The organism is Xenorhabdus szentirmaii DSM 16338 (genome assembly GCF_002632585.1).
Taxonomy (GTDB): Bacteria; Pseudomonadota; Gammaproteobacteria; order Enterobacterales; family Enterobacteriaceae; genus Xenorhabdus; species Xenorhabdus szentirmaii.
This window is the reverse complement of the sequence record NZ_NIBV01000001.1, coordinates 888242-907135: the sequence shown is the minus strand read 5'-3', so window position 1 is coordinate 907135 and position 18894 is coordinate 888242. Positions and strand designations below refer to the sequence as shown.

The 18894-nt window shown below is 40.5% G+C and carries 15 protein-coding genes; 9 read left to right on the top strand and 6 right to left on the bottom strand.

The genetic code is table 11. The annotated features are described in order from the left end of the window. Positions 1 to 96 precede the first annotated feature (96 nt). Positions 97 to 2310, bottom strand: coding sequence for a flotillin family protein (locus tag Xsze_RS04300; protein ID WP_038240079.1), 2214 nt, complete (start codon positions 2308 to 2310; stop codon positions 97 to 99). Between the two features lie 184 nt (positions 2311 to 2494). After that, on the bottom strand, positions 2495 to 2860 hold the full coding sequence (locus Xsze_RS22580; protein ID WP_244431827.1) for a hypothetical protein: 366 nt from the start codon (positions 2858 to 2860) through the stop codon (positions 2495 to 2497). 669 nt (positions 2861 to 3529) lie between these two features. Between Xsze_RS22580 and Xsze_RS04290 the strand changes: the two genes are divergently transcribed. The 3 genes from Xsze_RS04290 to asd all read left to right on the top strand — a co-directional run bounded on the left by Xsze_RS04290 (position 3530) and on the right by asd (position 5326). Then, complete coding sequence (locus Xsze_RS04290) at positions 3530 to 3787, top strand: type B 50S ribosomal protein L31 (RefSeq protein WP_038239764.1); 258 nt, start codon at positions 3530 to 3532, stop codon at positions 3785 to 3787. Between the two features lie 49 nt (positions 3788 to 3836). Further along, positions 3837 to 3977, top strand: a complete 141-nt coding sequence (gene ykgO, locus Xsze_RS04285) for a type B 50S ribosomal protein L36 (protein ID WP_038239766.1) — start codon at positions 3837 to 3839, stop codon at positions 3975 to 3977. A gap of 230 nt (positions 3978 to 4207) precedes the next feature. Next, on the top strand, positions 4208 to 5326 hold the full coding sequence (gene asd / locus Xsze_RS04280) for an aspartate-semialdehyde dehydrogenase (RefSeq protein WP_038239768.1): 1119 nt from the start codon (positions 4208 to 4210) through the stop codon (positions 5324 to 5326). Positions 5327 to 5793: 467 nt separating this feature from the next. Here asd and Xsze_RS04275 read toward each other — a convergent pair whose 3' ends face one another. Beyond that, entirely contained in the window at positions 5794 to 6429 is a 636-nt protein-coding gene (locus Xsze_RS04275) for a LysE family translocator (RefSeq protein WP_038239769.1), read from the bottom strand. Between the two features lie 3 nt (positions 6430 to 6432). Then, on the bottom strand, positions 6433 to 7662 hold the full coding sequence (locus Xsze_RS04270) for an ATP-grasp domain-containing protein (RefSeq protein WP_038239771.1): 1230 nt from the start codon (positions 7660 to 7662) through the stop codon (positions 6433 to 6435). 127 nt (positions 7663 to 7789) lie between these two features. Between Xsze_RS04270 and Xsze_RS04265 the strand changes: the two genes are divergently transcribed. The 6 genes from Xsze_RS04265 to Xsze_RS04240 are packed head-to-tail and all read left to right on the top strand — an operon-like array spanning position 7790 to position 15194. Then, the gene (locus tag Xsze_RS04265) at positions 7790 to 9001 is read left to right on the top strand and encodes a PLP-dependent cysteine synthase family protein (protein WP_244431828.1); all 1212 of its coding nucleotides are present in this window, start codon (positions 7790 to 7792) and stop codon (positions 8999 to 9001) included. Further along, the gene (gene argG / locus Xsze_RS04260; protein WP_038239773.1) at positions 8991 to 10172 is read left to right on the top strand and encodes an argininosuccinate synthase; all 1182 of its coding nucleotides are present in this window, start codon (positions 8991 to 8993) and stop codon (positions 10170 to 10172) included. The genes Xsze_RS04265 and argG overlap by 11 nt, the downstream gene beginning before the upstream one ends. Position 10173: 1 nt before the next feature. Continuing rightward, positions 10174 to 10977: a dimethylarginine dimethylaminohydrolase family protein gene (locus Xsze_RS04255; RefSeq protein WP_038239775.1), complete on the top strand. Its 804-nt coding sequence runs from the start codon at positions 10174 to 10176 to the stop codon at positions 10975 to 10977. A gap of 11 nt (positions 10978 to 10988) precedes the next feature. After that, positions 10989 to 12683, top strand: coding sequence for a carbamoyltransferase family protein (locus Xsze_RS04250; RefSeq protein WP_038239777.1), 1695 nt, complete (start codon positions 10989 to 10991; stop codon positions 12681 to 12683). A 41-nt stretch (positions 12684 to 12724) separates the two neighbouring features. After that, complete coding sequence (locus tag Xsze_RS04245; RefSeq protein WP_244431829.1) at positions 12725 to 13882, top strand: MFS transporter; 1158 nt, start codon at positions 12725 to 12727, stop codon at positions 13880 to 13882. A gap of 16 nt (positions 13883 to 13898) precedes the next feature. Continuing rightward, positions 13899 to 15194, top strand: coding sequence for an ATP-grasp domain-containing protein (locus Xsze_RS04240; RefSeq protein WP_038239781.1), 1296 nt, complete (start codon positions 13899 to 13901; stop codon positions 15192 to 15194). Between the two features lie 2 nt (positions 15195 to 15196). Here the strand turns inward: Xsze_RS04240 and Xsze_RS04235 are convergent, their stop codons facing one another. After that, positions 15197 to 15901, bottom strand: coding sequence for a helix-turn-helix transcriptional regulator (locus Xsze_RS04235; RefSeq protein ID WP_051462459.1), 705 nt, complete (start codon positions 15899 to 15901; stop codon positions 15197 to 15199). A gap of 567 nt (positions 15902 to 16468) precedes the next feature. Further along, on the bottom strand, positions 16469 to 18883 hold the full coding sequence (gene gyrB / locus Xsze_RS04230) for a DNA topoisomerase (ATP-hydrolyzing) subunit B (RefSeq protein WP_038239783.1): 2415 nt from the start codon (positions 18881 to 18883) through the stop codon (positions 16469 to 16471). Positions 18884 to 18894: the final 11 nt, after the last annotated feature.

Sequence of the window (18894 nt, the reverse complement as noted above, 5' to 3'; positions counted from 1 at the left end):
AGGGTCATTTTTTTTATGATCATTCCGTAGGGAGTAGTGCAGGGAAAATCCGCCACAGATAATTTTGTAAAGGGTTCTGTGACGGATGAGTGTTGTTTATGACTCTTCAGAGATGCCTTTGTTCGGGGTCTTTTTATTTGAACCGAACATGTTAACCAGAGATTGCACTTCAGGGTTTTGCAGGAGTGAATCGAGGTTCAGCTTTGATTCCCCAACTTCTTTCCCTTCGTTTCCTTTCTCTCCGTTTCCTTTTTCTCCTTTGCCTGCCAGCAGTTTCTGCACGGCATCTTTTACCAGCGGGCTTTTATCTACGACACCATTGATGGCTTTGCCCACACTGAGTGCCTTGGAGAAGGTATTGAAGAAGCTGCCGTCACCCCCCACGATATCAATATTGGTTTTGCTGAGTGCTGCTGCCAGTACTTCGGCTTGTTCTTTGGCAATTTCTTTGTTGGCTGCAATCGAAGCCATTGCTTGCTCGAAGTTCTTCTCAAGCTGCATGCGGAATTCTTCATGATCGCGAGCGGTATCGTTGAGATTGCCCATTGCGGTGAATTTGTCAGTCAGACCATCGGCTTCGGCTTTCAGACGCTGACGGATAACCTCAGCTTGCGCTGAACCAAGCTGGCCCTCCCCACGAGCCTGCGCCACCAGTTTTTCTTCCAGTACCTTCGCGTCTACCAGACCCAGTTTTTCTTTGGCGTTGGCTTGCTGTTCATCGCCCCGCGCCTGTGCTGCCAATTTCTCTTCCAACACTTTCGCCTCAGCAAGGCCTTGTTTTTCGGAGGCGTCGGCCTGAGCTTCCAGAACGCGGGCTTCTGCCAGCCCTTTTTCTTGTGTACCACGGGCTTCTGCCAACAGTTTTTCCGCAATCACATGCGCCTGCACCAGCCCTTCTTTTTCTTCCGCTTCGGCTTTGGCTTGGCGGATACGCGCTTCGGCCAGACCTAACGCCGCTTCTTCGGCTTCAATACCTTCCGCCATGCGTTTTTTCGCTTCTGACTGTTTGGCGGCAGCTTCCAGCTCGGCCTGAGCCATGGTACTGATTTCCAGTGCCTTGAATTTAGCACTGTTTTCATCTGCCTCGGCTTGTTTGACCTGACGCACCAGCTCTTGTTCTGCTTTGGCCTGAGCCTGAATAATCGTGATTTGTTTCTGGCGATCCGCATCAGAAATCAGGCGGACTTCTTTAATGCGTTCTTCTTCCTGTGCGACGGTTTTCTCAACGGCAACACGTTCACGGATCACGTTAGAAATATTTTTACGTTCTTCTTCCAGTACTTTTTCTTTATCGATCCGCTGGAGTTCGACTTCTCGTTCACGGGAAACAATTTCCAGCTCCTGTGCCCGAGTCACTTTCTCCATCTCGATGATAACGGCTCGTTCGCGGTTTTGTTGTGCCACTTCCACTTCACGCAGACGGTTTTCCTCGCGAATTTCGATTTCTTGCTGAGTCTGGATACGTGCCTGTTCTGCTTTCAGGCGCTCTTCTTCTTTGACTTTCAGTGTCTCGGCTGCTTCTCGGGCACGAATGCTCTCAATTTCACGTTTCTGACGAGCTTCAGCATCTGCCTGCTGGCGTTCCAACGCCAAACTGGCTTCACGGGTTTCTACGTTTTTCTTCTGGATAGCCAGTTCTTGGTCGCGCTCTTTCTGGTTGGTTTCAATATTGTGGATGGCGGTGATTTCGGTGATTTTGCGAATACCTTCCGCATCGAAAATATTGTTCGGGTCCAGTGAGTTTTTCGGGGTTTGCTCCAGATAGTCGATGGCAACATCTTCCAGCGCGTAACCGTTCAGATCTTTGCCGATGACATCAACAATGCGGTCACGGAAGTTCTGGCGATCTTCAAACAATTTTGACAGTTCAAATTGTTTACCAACGGTTTTCAGCGCTTCTGAGAATTTGGCGCTGAACAGTGCATTAACGGCATTATGGTCGGAAGCGCGATCAACACCGATAGATTTAGCCACTTTCAGGACATCTTCAGTGGTTTCATTAACACGCAGGTAGAAGGCAACCGTAATGTCTGCACGCAGGTTATCTTTGCAGATCAGGCCATCTTTACCACGGCGATCAACTTCCAGCGTCAGCAGAGAAATGCGCATAAATTCTTTTTTGTAAATCACCGGATAGACCAGCGCACCAGTGAAATGGACTTTTGGCTGTGCTGACATATCATTGACGATCAGCGCTGTTCCTTGTGGCACTTTGATATAAAACGCTTTAAAAAGGCCAAAGAAACCGAGAATGACGATAATCACCGTTGCAATGATGATCAAAAAAGGCATGAAATCTGCCAAGGCAATATCCGACATGTATTTCTCCATTTTATTTTGAGGCGAACTGGTTTGGGGTTGGCGGATAACGCACCAGAAACCCCAGAACTTAAGTTGCTATTCATCCATGACCAGAATGTTGAATGAGACATGTCAGATAGCAAGTTTTACGGCAACGATTAAATCGTAAATAGCGGCGGGTTAACCGTGACTATTACAATTGAAATTCATCTTCACTGACTACGGTGTAACTGTGCGTCGCAGCGTCATAGCTAATGAGTACGACACGATCACCGCGGGAAATACCATCACTTTCCGGGGCGCGTACCTGTAAGATCAGACTGGCACCGTGATTATCCATCAGGGCTTCACCACGTTGTTCTGTCACAATCGGGGAACGGACTTCAGCGACTTTGCCGAGTAGATCGTCAGCACTGTTGGTGTGATTGAGTTTGGCCAGTTTCGGTTGCAATGGGCGCAATAACATTGTTGTCAGCAGTAATGCAACGAAACACACGATAAAGAAAGTGGCGGTTCCAAGTAAATAACGGATCACATCAGTTTCAATGAAACGCAGCATCAAATGTACGCTGAAATAACTTAAGGGCCAGCCAATCAGGGTAATCAACGTAATAATGACAGTAACCGGAATTCCTATAAGGCCGAGTTTTGTCAGCCAGCCAGGGCAGATGCATCGAAACTATCTACATCGATGTTTAAGATATCAATATCGAGTAAACCAACAGCAGCGCATATCCAATAAAACAAAACAATCAACAGTAGCCCACTGAAAATCACAACAGGGAAAGCTAAGCAGTTTTGAAAAAAAAGATCCATCAGAATGCTGTCTCAATATGATAATGATTATTAAATAATACTTAATTAAAACATTTTTTGAAATAAGTGAATCGAGGAAAAAAGGGCTTTTTTGAAGCATATCGCAGAATAAGATGGGACTGATTCATTTATTTTAATTATAGATTTTTGGGGGCTAAACAGGATTGGCTTTTACGTTTAACCATATTTTCAATATTGGCTGTTGTTATTTTTTTATTCAGTTTGAATGGCGCTCAGATGCAGAAGCCTTTCGGATGGTACAGAACGGGCCTTTTCCCTTCATTCCGGTTGTCACTGAACCGAACACATTCAAGATAAACGATATAAAAATGTTCAAAAGAAAGTTGTCAGCACCAGAAAGTTGATTTATTGTAATGTTATATTGTAACATTTTATGGCAATTGAGAGTTTTATGAACCAGGGAATCCATCCTAACTATCGGGTTGCTGTCTTTCATGACGCAAGTGTTGACGCTTATTTCAAAGTGGGATCAACGATTAATACACCGAAAACCATAACGTTGGAGGGAAAGGAATACCCTTACGTGACAATCGAGGTTTCAGCAGAATCGCACCCTTTTTATAGCGGTAAACAACGGAGTGTCTCGCAAGAGGGGAGTACGGAACGTTTCCAGAAAAGGTTTGGCCGCTTTTTGGCAGTAAATAAATAAGTAAATTAAGTAAATAAATAAATAAGTAAATAAATGAAGGATAGGACCCATGCAGGTACTGAGTTCACTGAAAACCGCAAAGCAACGTCACCCTGATTGCAAAGTTGTTCGCCGCCGTGGTCGGTTGTATGTCATCTGTAAAGCTAATCCGCGTTTTAAGGCGGTTCAAGGCAAGAAAAAGAAACGCTAATCAATAAGCCTACAGCTCTGCTGTAGGTTTTTCCTTCTATTTTATCTATTCTGGAATTTATAAACCTACTTCAATGGATTTGAAAAAACAGGCCTGAAAATATCCAACGCATCCAAGTAAAAATAGGGCGGCCATCGTTCATAAATATACTTGCACCTTTCGCTATATTTTGTCAGTTTTAGTGCTGTCAGCGGTGTCTGACGAACATCTTTCAAGACAGGGTAAATATGATGAAAAACGTAGGTTTTATTGGCTGGCGTGGTATGGTCGGCTCAGTATTGATGCAGCGGATGATGGAAGAACGGGATTTTGACGAAATAAATCCGGTTTTCTTTACCACGTCCCAGCATGGATTATCTGCACCGCAGTTTGCAATAAATAGCACTGGTAAATCAGGTACATTACAGAATGCTTTTGATATCGACGCATTGAGCGCACTGGATATTATCATTAGCTGCCAGGGCGGGGATTATACCAATGAAGTTTATCCTAAACTGAGATCAACGGGTTGGCAGGGATATTGGATTGATGCCGCGTCTTCCCTGCGTATGAATGATGAAGCGGTCATTATTCTCGATCCGGTTAACCATCAGCACATTCAAAGCAGCCTGAATAAGGGTATTAAAACGTTTGTTGGTGGTAACTGTACGGTCAGTTTAATGCTGATGTCATTGGGGGGATTATTTGCCAATGATTTGGTTGAATGGGCGTCGGTATCAAGCTATCAGGCGGCTTCCGGAGGTGGTGCGCGCCATATGCGCGAATTGCTGGTGCAAATGGGAATGCTGCATCAGCAGGTTGCTGGGGAGTTACAAGATCCGGCTTCTGCAATTCTGGATATTGAAAAACGTGTCACGGATTTTACCCGCAGCGGTGCATTGCCGACGGATCAGTTTGGTGTCCCTCTGGCTGGCAGCCTGATCCCATGGATTGATAAGGCGCTGGAAAATGGGCAGAGCCGTGAAGAGTGGAAAGGTCAGGCCGAAACCAACAAGATCCTGAACACAGGCAATAATATTATTCCAATTGATGGCCTGTGTGTCCGTATTGGCGCATTGCGCTGCCATAGTCAGGCATTTACCCTGAAATTGAAAAAAGACATCCCGCTCCATGAAATTGAAACACTGTTGGCTTCGCATAATGATTGGGTTCGTGTCATCCCCAATGATCGTGAGCTGACAATGCGGGAACTGACGCCAGCAGCGGTGACAGGTACGTTGAATACCCCTGTCGGGCGCCTGCGCAAACTGAATATGGGGCCGGAATATTTATCTGCATTTACTGTTGGGGATCAGCTGTTGTGGGGAGCGGCAGAGCCTCTGCGCCGTATGCTGAAGATATTGTTGTAATCACCACTGAATCATTATTGGGTTTTTGATAACAGGCCGCCAATTGAATCAATAAATTGGCGGTCAGCGTTTTGCCATTCTGGTTTGGGTAACTTGTATCATCATTAAATTAGTTAATTTCTGTAAATGGATTAGAGCTATGCCCTGGGTTTTTTGCCCAGAAAAACTTGCGGAAAATAATCTCAGAAGGTATTTCTCAGGGCCTGATGTATACATCCCGGATAATATAGACTATCAGGGATGTATACTTTTATTTATCAATCTACAACCTTTGGTTGGGAAAATATGTTTCCTGATGAATTGCTGATCCTTTGCGGTGCTCTGCATCTTGAAATCCATTCAGTATAGTTATTTATTAGAATACAGAGAATTTATAACGACGAAGCTATAGATTAATAGCCATCAATGCTGTCCTAAAGTTTTCAAGCCTTATTGTCATTATTTTGATATTGATGGCATTTGTTTTTTTATAAAATTAAGGCGGCATATAATGTTTTTAAACCTAAAAATAGCATTAATGCTCCGGCCAGATAATCGAACCACATTTTGTAGTTGAGATAAGTATTCCTGGGCTTGGGATATGATAATACTATGGCGACAAAAATATACCATAATGAATCAATCATGAAGGCAATAGAAGGTAAAACAAAATACATGCCTAAAGTCAGGGCATGACCTAATAATACAGAAAATACACTGACAAAAATTAACGCTGTATTAGGGTTGCTGAGCTGTATTATCAGCCCTTGAAAGTAACTTTGTAAAAAAGATTGTCGTTCTACTATTGTACTGCCATTATTTACAATGGCTTTTTTCTTTTTAATAGAAAATTTATAAGCAAGGTAAATGAGATATAAGCCACCTAATATTCTAATAAACAAATAGAAATCAGGGAATGCCTTAATAATTCCTTGCAACCCAAAAATAGCAATGAGAGCAAAAATTAAACTGCCGGTTCCCATACTTAATGCTGTTGCAATACCGTTGATACGAGAAGTCGCTACTGTTGTACGAGCAACAAGGAGGAAACTTTCTCCTGGATTCATCGCTCCCAGTAGTAATGTTCCCGCAATGGCGATGAGCGAAAAAGTTAAATCTTCCATTAATTAATTTTCCTCCATTTTGGGAGAATGATAACTATAGGTGAATTTAATTTGAGATAATGCATGCTGCGCTGAGTGCAATGCTTCACTTGCCGTTGGGGCTGTTGCAATAGCTAAGGCACTTCTGTCAAAACTATTTGTTGCATGGCGTGCATTTTCTCCCGGTTGTATAAGGAGCGTAATATCCTCTATATGATCTATTTTTCTTGCTTCTTCTAATCCCTCAATATGTTCAAGAATGAAATGAGAATCGCCTTCTGGTATTGAATACCAGACAGCTGAATGGCATTGATTTTTTGTTCTCTTTATATCTTCTTCTTCTAAAGTGCCGGTATTGATCTTCGCCACAATATTCATTAAATCGATACCAGTGGAAAACTCGAGTAGGCGATAGATATTATCACCACCAGGGCGAGTGTGGCTTTCAATGACGACAGGGCCAGAATTTGAAAGAATTATTTCAGTATGGGATGGGCAATTGTTGAAATTCATGACACTAAGGAATTTTTGAATATACGTTTTTATCTGTTCTTCCAGTTCATGGGCCAGTGGCGCAGGGAGAACATGGCCTGTTTCAATAAACCTTTTATTTTTATATTTTTTGGTAATCGCCAGAATATGATGCTGACCCTGATAAGAAACGGCTTCAACACTATATTCGTCTCCATAAATAAATGATTCGAGTAGAAATTCTTCGTTGAAATTATTTTTCAGGGCAGAGGCAATTTGATGATAGCTGAATTCGTCTTCAATCAGGTAAATATCTTTGCTTGCTTCCCCCGACAGTGGTTTGAGTATTGCCGGAAAACCAATACGGTGCAATGCATCTGCCAACTCATGATAATGCGTTATTTTCTCGAATTTGACAGAAGGAACACCCGCTCGCTCCAGATGCTTGCGCATAGAATATTTATCAACGGTCAAATTAACCAGATGCTCATCAATAATGATAGGCAGGTTAGTGCGTGAAGCTACACGCGTAGCTGTTAGCTGCCATTTTTCATTGAATGCTATAACTCGGTTGATATTAAAAAGGATAGGATCAGAACATATTTTGATTGCCAGCTGCTCAATATGGTCGACGTCATGAACGAATAGGATCGCCTCATAAAGGCCATTTTCGTTAGCTGGCATTTTTTTAGATGGATCAGGGATGATGAATAAACGGTGACCCAGTGCTTTAAGTTTATGATGTACGGGAGAAAAGCCGCTCCCAATAATGAGTAAGTTCATACTGGATATTTCTCTTGAATTTTTTCCACATTGTAGCTTTGCTTGAAATATAAAAGCGGGCAACTGGCAAAAATGACAGTTGAAAAAAATCAGGAGAAACTTAATGTATTTTTAGGAAAAGTACGGAGTGGAAAATAACGACAATAAGCCGGGAGAATTAAAGTTGAGTATAAAAAGCGCGAAGGGAAAAATAGAAAAATATGCCAATCTTTTCAAGCTCCCAGAAAGCGTGAATTTTATCTATCAAGCTAATCGGTATGCACCGGTTGTTGTTAGCCAAATTAGAAGCTCAACTTATATAGAGAATAACATGATGAAAGCGAATAATATTTTAGAAACAATAGGTAATACACCTTGTATATTACTTAATAAAACTAATACACAAGGTGTAAAAGTCTATCTTAAAATGGAAACGACTAACCCTGGTGGAAGTATCAAAGACAGAATAGCCGTCGCTATGCTGGAAAAGGCAGAAAAGAAAGGGTTGCTTCGCCAGGGAATGACTGTTATTGAGCCATCATCAGGAAATACTGCTATTGGGTTAGCAATGGCATGTGCATATAAAGGGTATAAATTTATTGCCATCTTAGATCGGATGGTTCCGAGTGCAAAAGTTGATAAAATAAAGGCTTATGGCGCTGATGTTGTTTTTTTGCCAGAGTTTGAAGATGGTATTGATACTGTCTTATATAGAATTGAATTAACCAAGAAAATTACTGAATTATATCCAAATTCTTTTAGTCCGATGCAATTTGAGAATGAAGATAACCCTATAGAGCACTATCATTCAACTGCGCGTGAAATTTACAATCAGTTTTCAGACCGATTAAATGGGATTTTTATTACAGCAGGAAGTTGCGGAACTATCACAGGGGTTTCAAAATATATTAAGACAGTAAACCCTGAAACAAAGATATTTGCTGTAGAGCCTCAAGGTTCAATTATATTTGGTGGTGAAGCGGGTAAATATTTTGTACAGGGTGCGGGTTTAGCATTCCGCCCAAGTATCTTGGATGATAGCTATATTGATGATGCGATAAAAATTTCCGATTTAACTGCCTTCAAAACAGCAAGGGAATTAGCGCGGCAAGAAGGGATATTAATTGGTGGAACAGGTGCTTGTGCATTGGCAGCAGCATTACAGAATCTACATCTCTTCAATAAAGGCGATCATCTTGTTGTCGTTATTCCAGATAGCGGTGAGCGTTATGTCGATACGATCTATAATGATACATGGCTTGCGGAGCATAATTTTTCTGAGCTGATTGAAGAAAGCCTCTGTGACGATAAATTAAAAGAACTTGTATATGAATTAGGATGCACATTTAATGAATTTTAATAGTGTTATTGTTATTTTTTATAATAGACTTTACAACCCTCTTGTTATAAAAGAATTAAAAAAGAATTTTAAAAGCGTTTATTCTTTATTTATCGATGAAGGGAAAATATGCGATATAGAAGAAATTGAATTAGAATGCATGGCCGCTGGAGCAGATTATTTTATTTATAAAGATTATCGGGCAGAATTTTCTCATAATATCATCGCCAAAGCTATTAAAGCTAATGCGGTATACCAGGATGGTTATCATCTTAGCGCGGCATTATCCCGTCCGGCGCTGGCTGAGGCTGCGGTTGAAGTTGCTGAAGAATTGGGTGTTGATTACATAGCACATCAATTCCGTGGAAATGATCAGGCCAGAATGGATATGAATATCGAGATCCTTGGTAAAAAACCATTGGCTTCGTTGCGTAATTTTCCATATACGGATAAAGATGCTTATGAGTATGCATGTAATTATGGCATACCTTTAGAATTTGGCTGTAATAATCCCTATTCAACCAGTGAGAATATGTGGGGATTAACGATAGAGTGCGGCAATTTAGAACATCCAGATCGTGTTGTGCCTGAAGATGTCAAACAGGTAGTGACCAGAACCGCTAAGGATAATGCTGAGCCGATTGTGGTGAGTGTCACGTTTGAAAAAGGCATTCCTGTTAAGTTAAATAATGAAGAGAAAGAACTTCACCAAATTATCAAAGAATTGAATGTCATTGGTGGTAATTATTTAACGGGAGTTTTTGATATGGTTGAAGATGGTATTGTGGGCTTAAAGAGCAGAGCCATATACCAATCTCCTGCGGCACATATCTTAATTACAGCGCATAAACAATTAGAATTATTTTGTTCGAATAGAAACGAAAACTGGTTCAAAGAAACTATTGATAAAAAATGGACAGAAATGGTCTATTCGGGGCTGTGGTATGACCCGCTTATGGATCACTTGAATGCCTTTATTGATAGTATGAATTTGAGTGTTAATGGTGTCATAAATCTCGAAGTTGGAAGAAATTATGTGAATGTCATTTCACGTTATTCTGATACCTCAATTTATGATCCAATGATGGCTATTTATAATTGTGGTCATCTTTATAGTCAAAGTGATTCGGAAGGTTTTTCGCGAATCTTTAATATTCATAGTAAATGTAGCGCAATTAAAAAGAGGAAATAATATGATTCATGAATTGCTAATGTGTAAACCTGACTTCTATGATATTGAGTATGTTATAAATGATTGGATGGACACAGAAAACAAAGTAGATAAAGTTTTAGCACAAAAGCAATGGGATTATGTTTATGACAGATTGACTGAACGTGGCGTGAAAGTTAAAGTCATTGAGCCAGTTAAGGGTTTGCCTGATATGACCTTTGCTGGAGACTGTGGCATGATACACAACAATAAATTCCTGGCAAGTAACTTCAGGCATCCTGAGCGTCAGGGTGAAAGACAGCATTATGTTGACTTCTTGCAGAATGAAGGTGTTGAGATTCACAGTGTAGAGCCGGGTGTTTATTTCGAAGGCTTGGGTGATGTTATCTATTGGGAAGACAGCATTATTTTCGGGTTTGGTCCCCGCTCAGATAAAGAAGCCATCAAAGCTATCCGGGAAACCTATCCTGAATTAAAAGTTCTTGGCGAATTACATATTCAAGACAATACATTTTTCCATGTTGCACTGGCTTTCTCTTTTATTGATAAAGATACCATTATTTATTATCCGGAAGCATTTACCCAAGAAAGCCAGAAATATATTGAAGATAATTTTAGTCGTCGCATTGCTGTTTCTGAACATGATGCAAAAGAGTTATTCGTTTGTAATAACATTCCTATTGGCAAAGACATTTTATTGCACGACTGTACACCAGACGTTGAGAAGAAAATTAATGATTTTGGCTTTAATGTCGTGAAGTGTGATATGAGCGAATATCTTAAAAGTGGTGGTAGCTTGCGCTGTTTAGTACTCAAGTTGAATTAAGAGATTACAATATGTATATATTAGGTATTAATTCTGTATACCATGAAGCGGCGGTTTGCCTTATTAAAAATGGTGAAGTTATTTTCGCTATTGAAGAAGAACGTTTAAACAGACATAAGCATGGTAAATCAGCAAATTTAGACAATCCCGATGAATTGCCATTGGCCTCTATTCAGGCCGCTCTCTCTTTCGCAGAAATACAATTGTCTGATATTGATTGTATTGGCTATTCGATTGACCCTATAGAGAGACATAAATCAGCCTATATTGATGAGGTTAAACAGCCTAATGATTGGGCTACCGAATCAGGGGAAGAGCTGTTTTATCGTCAGACCACCAATGTACCGTTGAAACTGCATAAAATGGGTTTCCGTGGTGATTTTCACTGGGTTGCACATCACACAGCTCATGCGGCTTCAGCTTATTACCCTTCTCGGTTCAATGAATCGTTAATTCTTTCTATTGATGGCATTGGAGAAGATAACACCAGCGGTATCTTTATTGGTAAAGATAATCAAATATCAAAACTATCAACCATCGCTTATCCAAACTCAATAGGATTTATGTGGGAAAAAATTTCGGAATATTTAGGCTTTTCCGAATATGACGCTTGTAAAGTCATGGGCATGGCTGCTTATGGCGAGGCAACAAAATTTAAAAAACCGTTTGCCGATATAGTGAAATGTCTGCCAGAAGGGCAGTTCACCATTGATAATAATATCCTGGAATTTCGCAGTAAGTCGTTTTCTAAGCTGGAAGAGCTATTTGGTTTACCACAACGTCATAAAGACGATGAGTTACGCCAAGAACATTATGATATAGCGGCTACGTTGCAAGTTGTTACAGATGATATCGTCATGAATATGGCGCAACACTATCTATCTGTGACGGGAAGTCGGCATATCTGTTTAGCTGGCGGTGTGGCATTGAACTGCATTACTAACCAGCTCTTGTATCAAAAATGCGATATTGATGACATTTATGTCCAACCTGCCGCTCATGATGCTGGTACAGCAATTGGTGCTGCATTGTACATTTGGCATCATATTATGGGGCATCAGGAACGTTCCCCGATGATGAATGCTTATCTTGGCCCTGAGTATTCGGATTCACAATATGAAGAAGCACTGTCAAAATATGATTTGACGTGGGAAAAATCGGAAAATGTTCATGAGTCAGTGGCTTCTTTGATTGCGAATAATAATGTTATTGCATGGTTTCAGGGGCGCATGGAATTTGGCCCGAGAGCACTGGGTAATCGCAGCTTACTGGCTGACCCAAGAAACAAAGATATTCGCGATTTAATGAATCTTAAAGTCAAACACCGGGAATTTTTCCGCCCCTTTGCGCCAAGTGTTTTGAGGGAATATACCAATGACTGGTTTATTTCGCGTGGCCTTCCTGATGCCTCTCAGTATATGCTGCTGGCAATGGATGTAAGGCAGGATAAGCAAGATGTCATTCCGGCAGTGACTCATGCGGATGGTACAGCCCGTGTACAAGTCGTTGATGAAAAATCAAATGCAAGTTATGCTCAATTGATTCGTTCATTCTATAAACTGACCGGTGTACCTGTTGTACTTAATACTTCTCTTAACGACAGTGAACCTATTGTGTGCTCCCCTGAAGATGCTATTAAGACATTTTTGAAAACGAGAATTGACTTTTTAGTATTGGGTAATTATATCGTTAAGTCTCGCCATTAATAATATAGATAGAGGTTACATCAGTGATCATACGAATAGTTTTGGCACGTTTTTTTTCTATCTTTTCAGAAGCATTTATTATTTTTGCTGTGCCTGTACTGGTGTATACCTCTACCAATAGCGCTTATTTATCTTCACTTGCTTTCGGCTTGGAAAGGTTAACCAGAGTTTTATCATTGCCTCTTTCAGGCTGGATAGGGCATAAGATACATCCTTTGAGAATGCTTTATTTTAGTGATTTGATACGTGGTGGTGTCTGTCTATTTTTATACTTTGGATATCCCTATTTTGATTCTCAATATGTGATAGTTTTGATTATTGCCATAGCGTGTATTTTGTCTTTTTTTAGTGGGGCGGGTTATGTAAACCTTGAAGGTTTTGTCTCACAAACCGTGTCAGGGCATAAATTATCATCCATCTATTCTCAACTTCAATTTGTTGAGCAATTTACTTATATCGCAGCGCCTGTATTAGTTGGTTTTATCACTTTAAAATTCTCCATAATACAAACTTTTATTTTTATAGCCATTCCTTTTTTTATTAGTGTTTTCCTCTGGCTGTCTGTCCATAAAACTGAATCTATATCGAATAAATCGTCAGATATACAACATTCACTTAAGCAAATCATTTATTATATTTTTTCTAACAGAGAACTTAAGAAAATTATCAGTCTTACCTTCCTTGTTAATGTTATGCAAGGTGCTTTGTTATCGACCGCTGTTTATGTGATTACGGATGTTTTTAATCAACCAGAACAAGGTTATGCCAAAGCTTTAGCGTTGGCGGGTATGTTAAACTGTTTATTGTTCTTCATCGCCCCTAAATTAATTCGTCGTTTTCATATACGAACCGTTGGGTTGAGTGCTTTTCTTATTGCAGCTTGTGGCCTGTTCATTACAGGCATGGCGGAAAGTTTCTATTTTTATTTGTTAGGGTTTTTATTTATTATCGGTTCGGAAGGGTGTTTCAATCTCTTTTCTCGATTCTATCGAGCCAGGCTTTTACCAGCAGAAGGATTTTCACGTTATCTTGGTATCGTACTCGTCCTTAATCAGCTGGCTGTTCCCCTGGCCAGTTTCATCTGTGCGAGGCTATTATTATTAATTGATTATAAATTTATTTTCTTACTCTTTTTTCTATTCGTCGTGGCATCTTTTTTAGTTATTAAACCATTTCGTTATTTTAAAACAAGCGACTAATTTCAAAGGGAACAATATGTTTATTGAAAAATATCTTCTGGTTCTGGATTATTTGCCATCTCGTATTCATGAGATAAAACTGATTAAAGATTATATTCAGGACAAGTACAATCTGGATATGGTTATCATCAGTGATTTTCTTTCAGGAGAAGAAGGCAAGTTGTGTGATCATGTTTACCATGTTCCTGTTTCTTCTCCTAATTATCAGGATGAGGTATTGAAATTAATTGATAGCTTGGAAATGAAATGTGTTGGTATTTTACCATTTATGGATGCGGTATCAGGTCATGCTGCATCCCTTGCAAAAAAACTGAATGTATATGGTGATGACGCAGTATTAAGCTTTGCAGGGATTAACAAACTGCAATTCAGAGAACAGGAGAAGGTGCTTTCACGTTTTTTATTGGCTCAGGATATCGTCATTCCAAACTTAGCCAGAATCAATAGCTACGAACAATTGAGTGATTTCTTTGGGTTATGTGCATCAGGAGTTGTGATTAAACCTGTTGATGGACGAGCCAATATTGGTGTGAAGATTGTAAAGGATCATGAACTATTGAAATCCTCTTATGAGGAAACATTACAGACGACTCCCAATAGCGTCATTATCGCTGAAGAATTAATTGAGTTTGACTCAGAGTTTTCATACGACGGTGTTGGCTCGCTTCACCTTTTAACGCAAAAAGTGAATCAGGTGGGTGAGTATCCGGTGGAATTAGGTCAAATTGTGCCAGCGCAGTGCCCTGCAATAAATCAGCTTGCTTTAATGAAAGCCGGGCAGAGTATGAATTTAATATCTGGTCAACGTTATGGTGCTTTTCATAACGAGATTAAACTCAACTCGTCAACAGGCGAAACCTTTTTAGTGGAGACAAATCGTCGTCCGGCAGGTATGCACATCTGGGAGATGGCCGCTAAAGTTTTTAATATTTCATTGCATAAAATTTGGGCTGATCATCTGATTCAGGGATATTCAGATACCATGACTCTACCTCAGGCTAATGGCAGCGCATTTATTATAAATTTAGTTGCACCCAAAGATGGCGTGATAAAGGAAGGATTTGATGGTGTCCTGCTCAAGGAAAAAACCACGTCGTTAGTTCAAGAATTACTTTATAAATATCAATATGAGATTCTCTATACAAAAATTAAAATTACAGAAAACTCTATGGTTTATAAAATACCTAAAACTAACAATGATTTTTGTGGGTATGTCTGTGTTTATATCAATAATGCAGAAGTGAATCATCTTGAACTGATGCAGATGATTAATTCTTCATGGCAATTGCTGATTCAAGAATTTATCGTTTAATATTATATTAAATTATAACATATAGCTTTAGCTATGGCGGCAACCTTATTGGGTACCGCCAGTTTTTCGAGAATATTGGCAATATGGAAATTGACTGTTCTGGTTGAAAGTTCTAATATCTTGCCAATATCTGCGGATGTTTTCCCTTCTGAAGCCCAACGCATTATTTCTATTTCACGAACGGTGAGAGGAGGTATGCACATATCATCAGTGACTAATCTAGAAAATTTATTTGCTATCAATTCTGATAAGAAAATTAATTGTCTTGTATCTTCAGGTTTTTCTTTTATATCTTGATGGCTATTTTTTTTAAAAAAGGAACACAATGTTTTTTCACTTTTTTTCGTGTTATGGACTGTTGAATGAATTAATATATCATCATTAAGATTAAAGTTAGACCAAGTTTCGGGGTGGTGACTATTAAGACTTTCATTCCATGAAATAAGATGTGAAACTGTGGTGGATGAAATAATATCAAATGAGTGAAGTACAGTTCTATGTGAATCCTCACTAATATTGAAATATTCATCAAAACTGTTAATGTAATAAGACTTTCGTTTTGTTAATGGATAAGGGTTTTCTTGGTATAGTGAGTAATATTGATAGTTATATTTATTTATGATGTTGAGGATAGATTTTTTAAATTGTGTTATTGTATATGTATTGTTTATACATTCATAATCACCTTGGTAAATTAAATTTGTCATAATCCCTCCTGTTATTTATATGTAAAGACATAATAAAAACTAAACTATTATTATTGTGAAAACAATATGTTTTTTTCAAAGATTTCTCGGAAACAATATCTATATCCCAATAATTAAAATAAAGAGAAAAATTCCAGAATAACATTTAATTTTTTTGTTTGTGCTTTGTCTATTATTGGATTTTAGTATCATTATCCTAATCTTTATTATTGTGAGTTAATTTTTATATATGGAATTTTTTTTGTAACACCCTTTCATTAATATCATTTTCTTTAGAATTAATGCCATGTCTTTTTTCCTATTTCTGTTGGATTTTAAGAGGTTGCGAGGCCGTAAGGTAATAATAAATTCCACAGGAACGGATTTATTCAGCCAAAGGTTTTATGACTTTTCGGAAATTATAGATAACTGTATGTTTATAAAACGATGACCAAGGTGAATGAGGAAATCCAGCCAGATTGTCACTTGAAAGATGAAGGGTATAGAACGGTAAGGGTTTTATTTGGGATATGGATTGTTGGGGAATGACCACATCCCAGATAGCCTGGGATGTGGATAATGGTGCGATTAAATATCTATATTCGCTGCTTTCAGGGCATTCTCTTCAATAAATGCACGGCGAGGTTCAACGGCATCACCCATTAGGGTTGTGAACAGTTGGTCAGTTGCAATTGCATCTTTCACCGTTACGCGCATCATCCGACGAGTCTCTGGATTCATGGTGGTTTCCCACAGCTGATCCGGGTTCATTTCTCCCAGACCTTTATAGCGCTGTACGGAAAGACCACGGCGTGATTCTTTAGCCAGCCATTCCAGGGCCTGTTCAAAACTGCTTATTGCTTGGTGGCGTTCACCACGTTCGATATATGCGCCTTCTTCAATCAGATTGCCAACGGATTCACCCAATTTGGCGATGCGGCGGTATTCGCCACCGTGAATGAAATCGAAATCCAGATTGTAGTTGGTATCGACACCATGTGTACGAATGCACAGAACAGGTTCGAAAACCTGACGTTCACGATTTTCATGGATGTGATAACTGTAGGTGCTGCCATGCTGTTCTTTGTCATTCAGACGAATAGTCAGCGCGCTTACCCATTCTTCCACTTTTGCCTGATCGTTCAATTCAGCTTCGGTCAGTTTTGGATGGTAAATCAGGTTGTTGAGCAGCGCCAGCGGATACAGGCGCTCCATGCGACGGATGATTTTCTGGGTCGAGTTGAATTCTGTTACCAGATTTTCCAGCGCTTCGCCTTTTAGTGCCGGAGCATGTGGGTTGGTGTACAAAGACGCGCCATCCAACGCGATGGACATTTGGTACGCTTCCATTGCATCGTCATCTTTGATGTACTGCTCTTGCTTGCCTTTTTTCACTTTATACAGAGGCGGCTGGGCGATATAAACATAGCCACGCTCGATAATCTCCGGCATTTGGCGGTAGAAGAAAGTCAGCAGAAGAGTACGGATGTGAGAACCATCGACGTCAGCATCCGTCATGATGATGATGCTGTGATAACGCAGTTTATCCGGATTGTATTCATCACGACCAATACCGCAGCCCAGTGCTGTGATCAGGGTTGCGACTTCTTGTGAAGAGAGCATTTTGTCAAAACGCGCCTTCTCAACGTTCAGGATTTTACCTTTCAATGGCAGGATTGCCTGATTTTTACGGTTACGTCCCTGTTTTGCTGACCCACCCGCAGAATCACCCTCCACCAGATAGAGTTCAGATAGCGCTGGATCACGCTCCTGACAGTCAGCCAGTTTACCCGGCAAACCTGCCAGATCCAGTGCACCCTTGCGACGGGTCATTTCACGGGCTTTACGCGCCGCTTCACGGGCACGGGCCGCATCAATAATTTTGCCGACAACGGTTTTGGCGTCGTTCGGATTTTCCAGCAGGTATTCTACCAGTTTCTCATTCATCAGCGTTTCGACGGCGGTTTTTACTTCGGAAGAAACCAGCTTGTCTTTAGTCTGGGAAGAGAATTTTGGGTCCGGAACTTTAACGGAAATCACCGCAATCAAGCCTTCGCGGGCATCATCACCCGTGGCGCTGACTTTGGATTTTTTGTTATAGCCCTCTTTATCCATATAACTATTGAGGGTACGGGTCATCGCGGTACGGAAACCCACCAAGTGAGTTCCGCCATCGCGCTGAGGAATGTTGTTGGTGAAGCAGTAAATGTTTTCCTGAAAACCGTCATTCCATTGCATGGAGATTTCAACGCCGATACCGTCTTTTTCTGTGGAGAAATAGAAGATATTCGGGTGAATCGGGTTTTTATTGCGGCTCAGGAATTCAACAAATGCTTTGATCCCGCCTTCATAATGGAAGACATCTTCGGCATTGGTGCGTTTATCCATTAATTGAATGGAAACACCGGAATTCAGGAATGATAATTCACGCAGGCGTTTAGCCAGAATATCGTATTCGAATTCCGTATTAATCTTGAACGTATCCATGCTTGGCCAGAAACGGACAGTGGTGCCTGTCTGCTCGGTATCACCGACGATGTTCAGCGGAGACTGTGGAACACCATGATGGTAAGTTTGTTCATGGACTTTACCGTCACGACGGATAGTCAGTTCCAGTTTTTCCGATAAGGCGTTAACAACAGAAACCCCTACGCCATGCAGACCGCCGGAAACTTTATAGGAGTTGTCATCGAATTTACCCCCCGCATGCAGCACGGTCATGATAACTTCCGCCGCTGAAACACCCTCTTCCTCGTGTATGCCGGTAGGAATACCGCGGCCATCATCCTGTACAGACACTGAGTTATCTGCATGGATTGTGACGACTATTTTGTCACAATGACCTGCGAGGGCTTCGTCGATAGCGTTGTCAACAACCTCGAAGACCATGTGGTGCAGACCAGTGCCATCATCGGTATCACCGATATACATGCCTGGACGTTTACGGACGGCATCCAGCCCTTTTAATACCTTGATACTTGAGGAGTCATATGTATTCGACATCAACGTTTCTC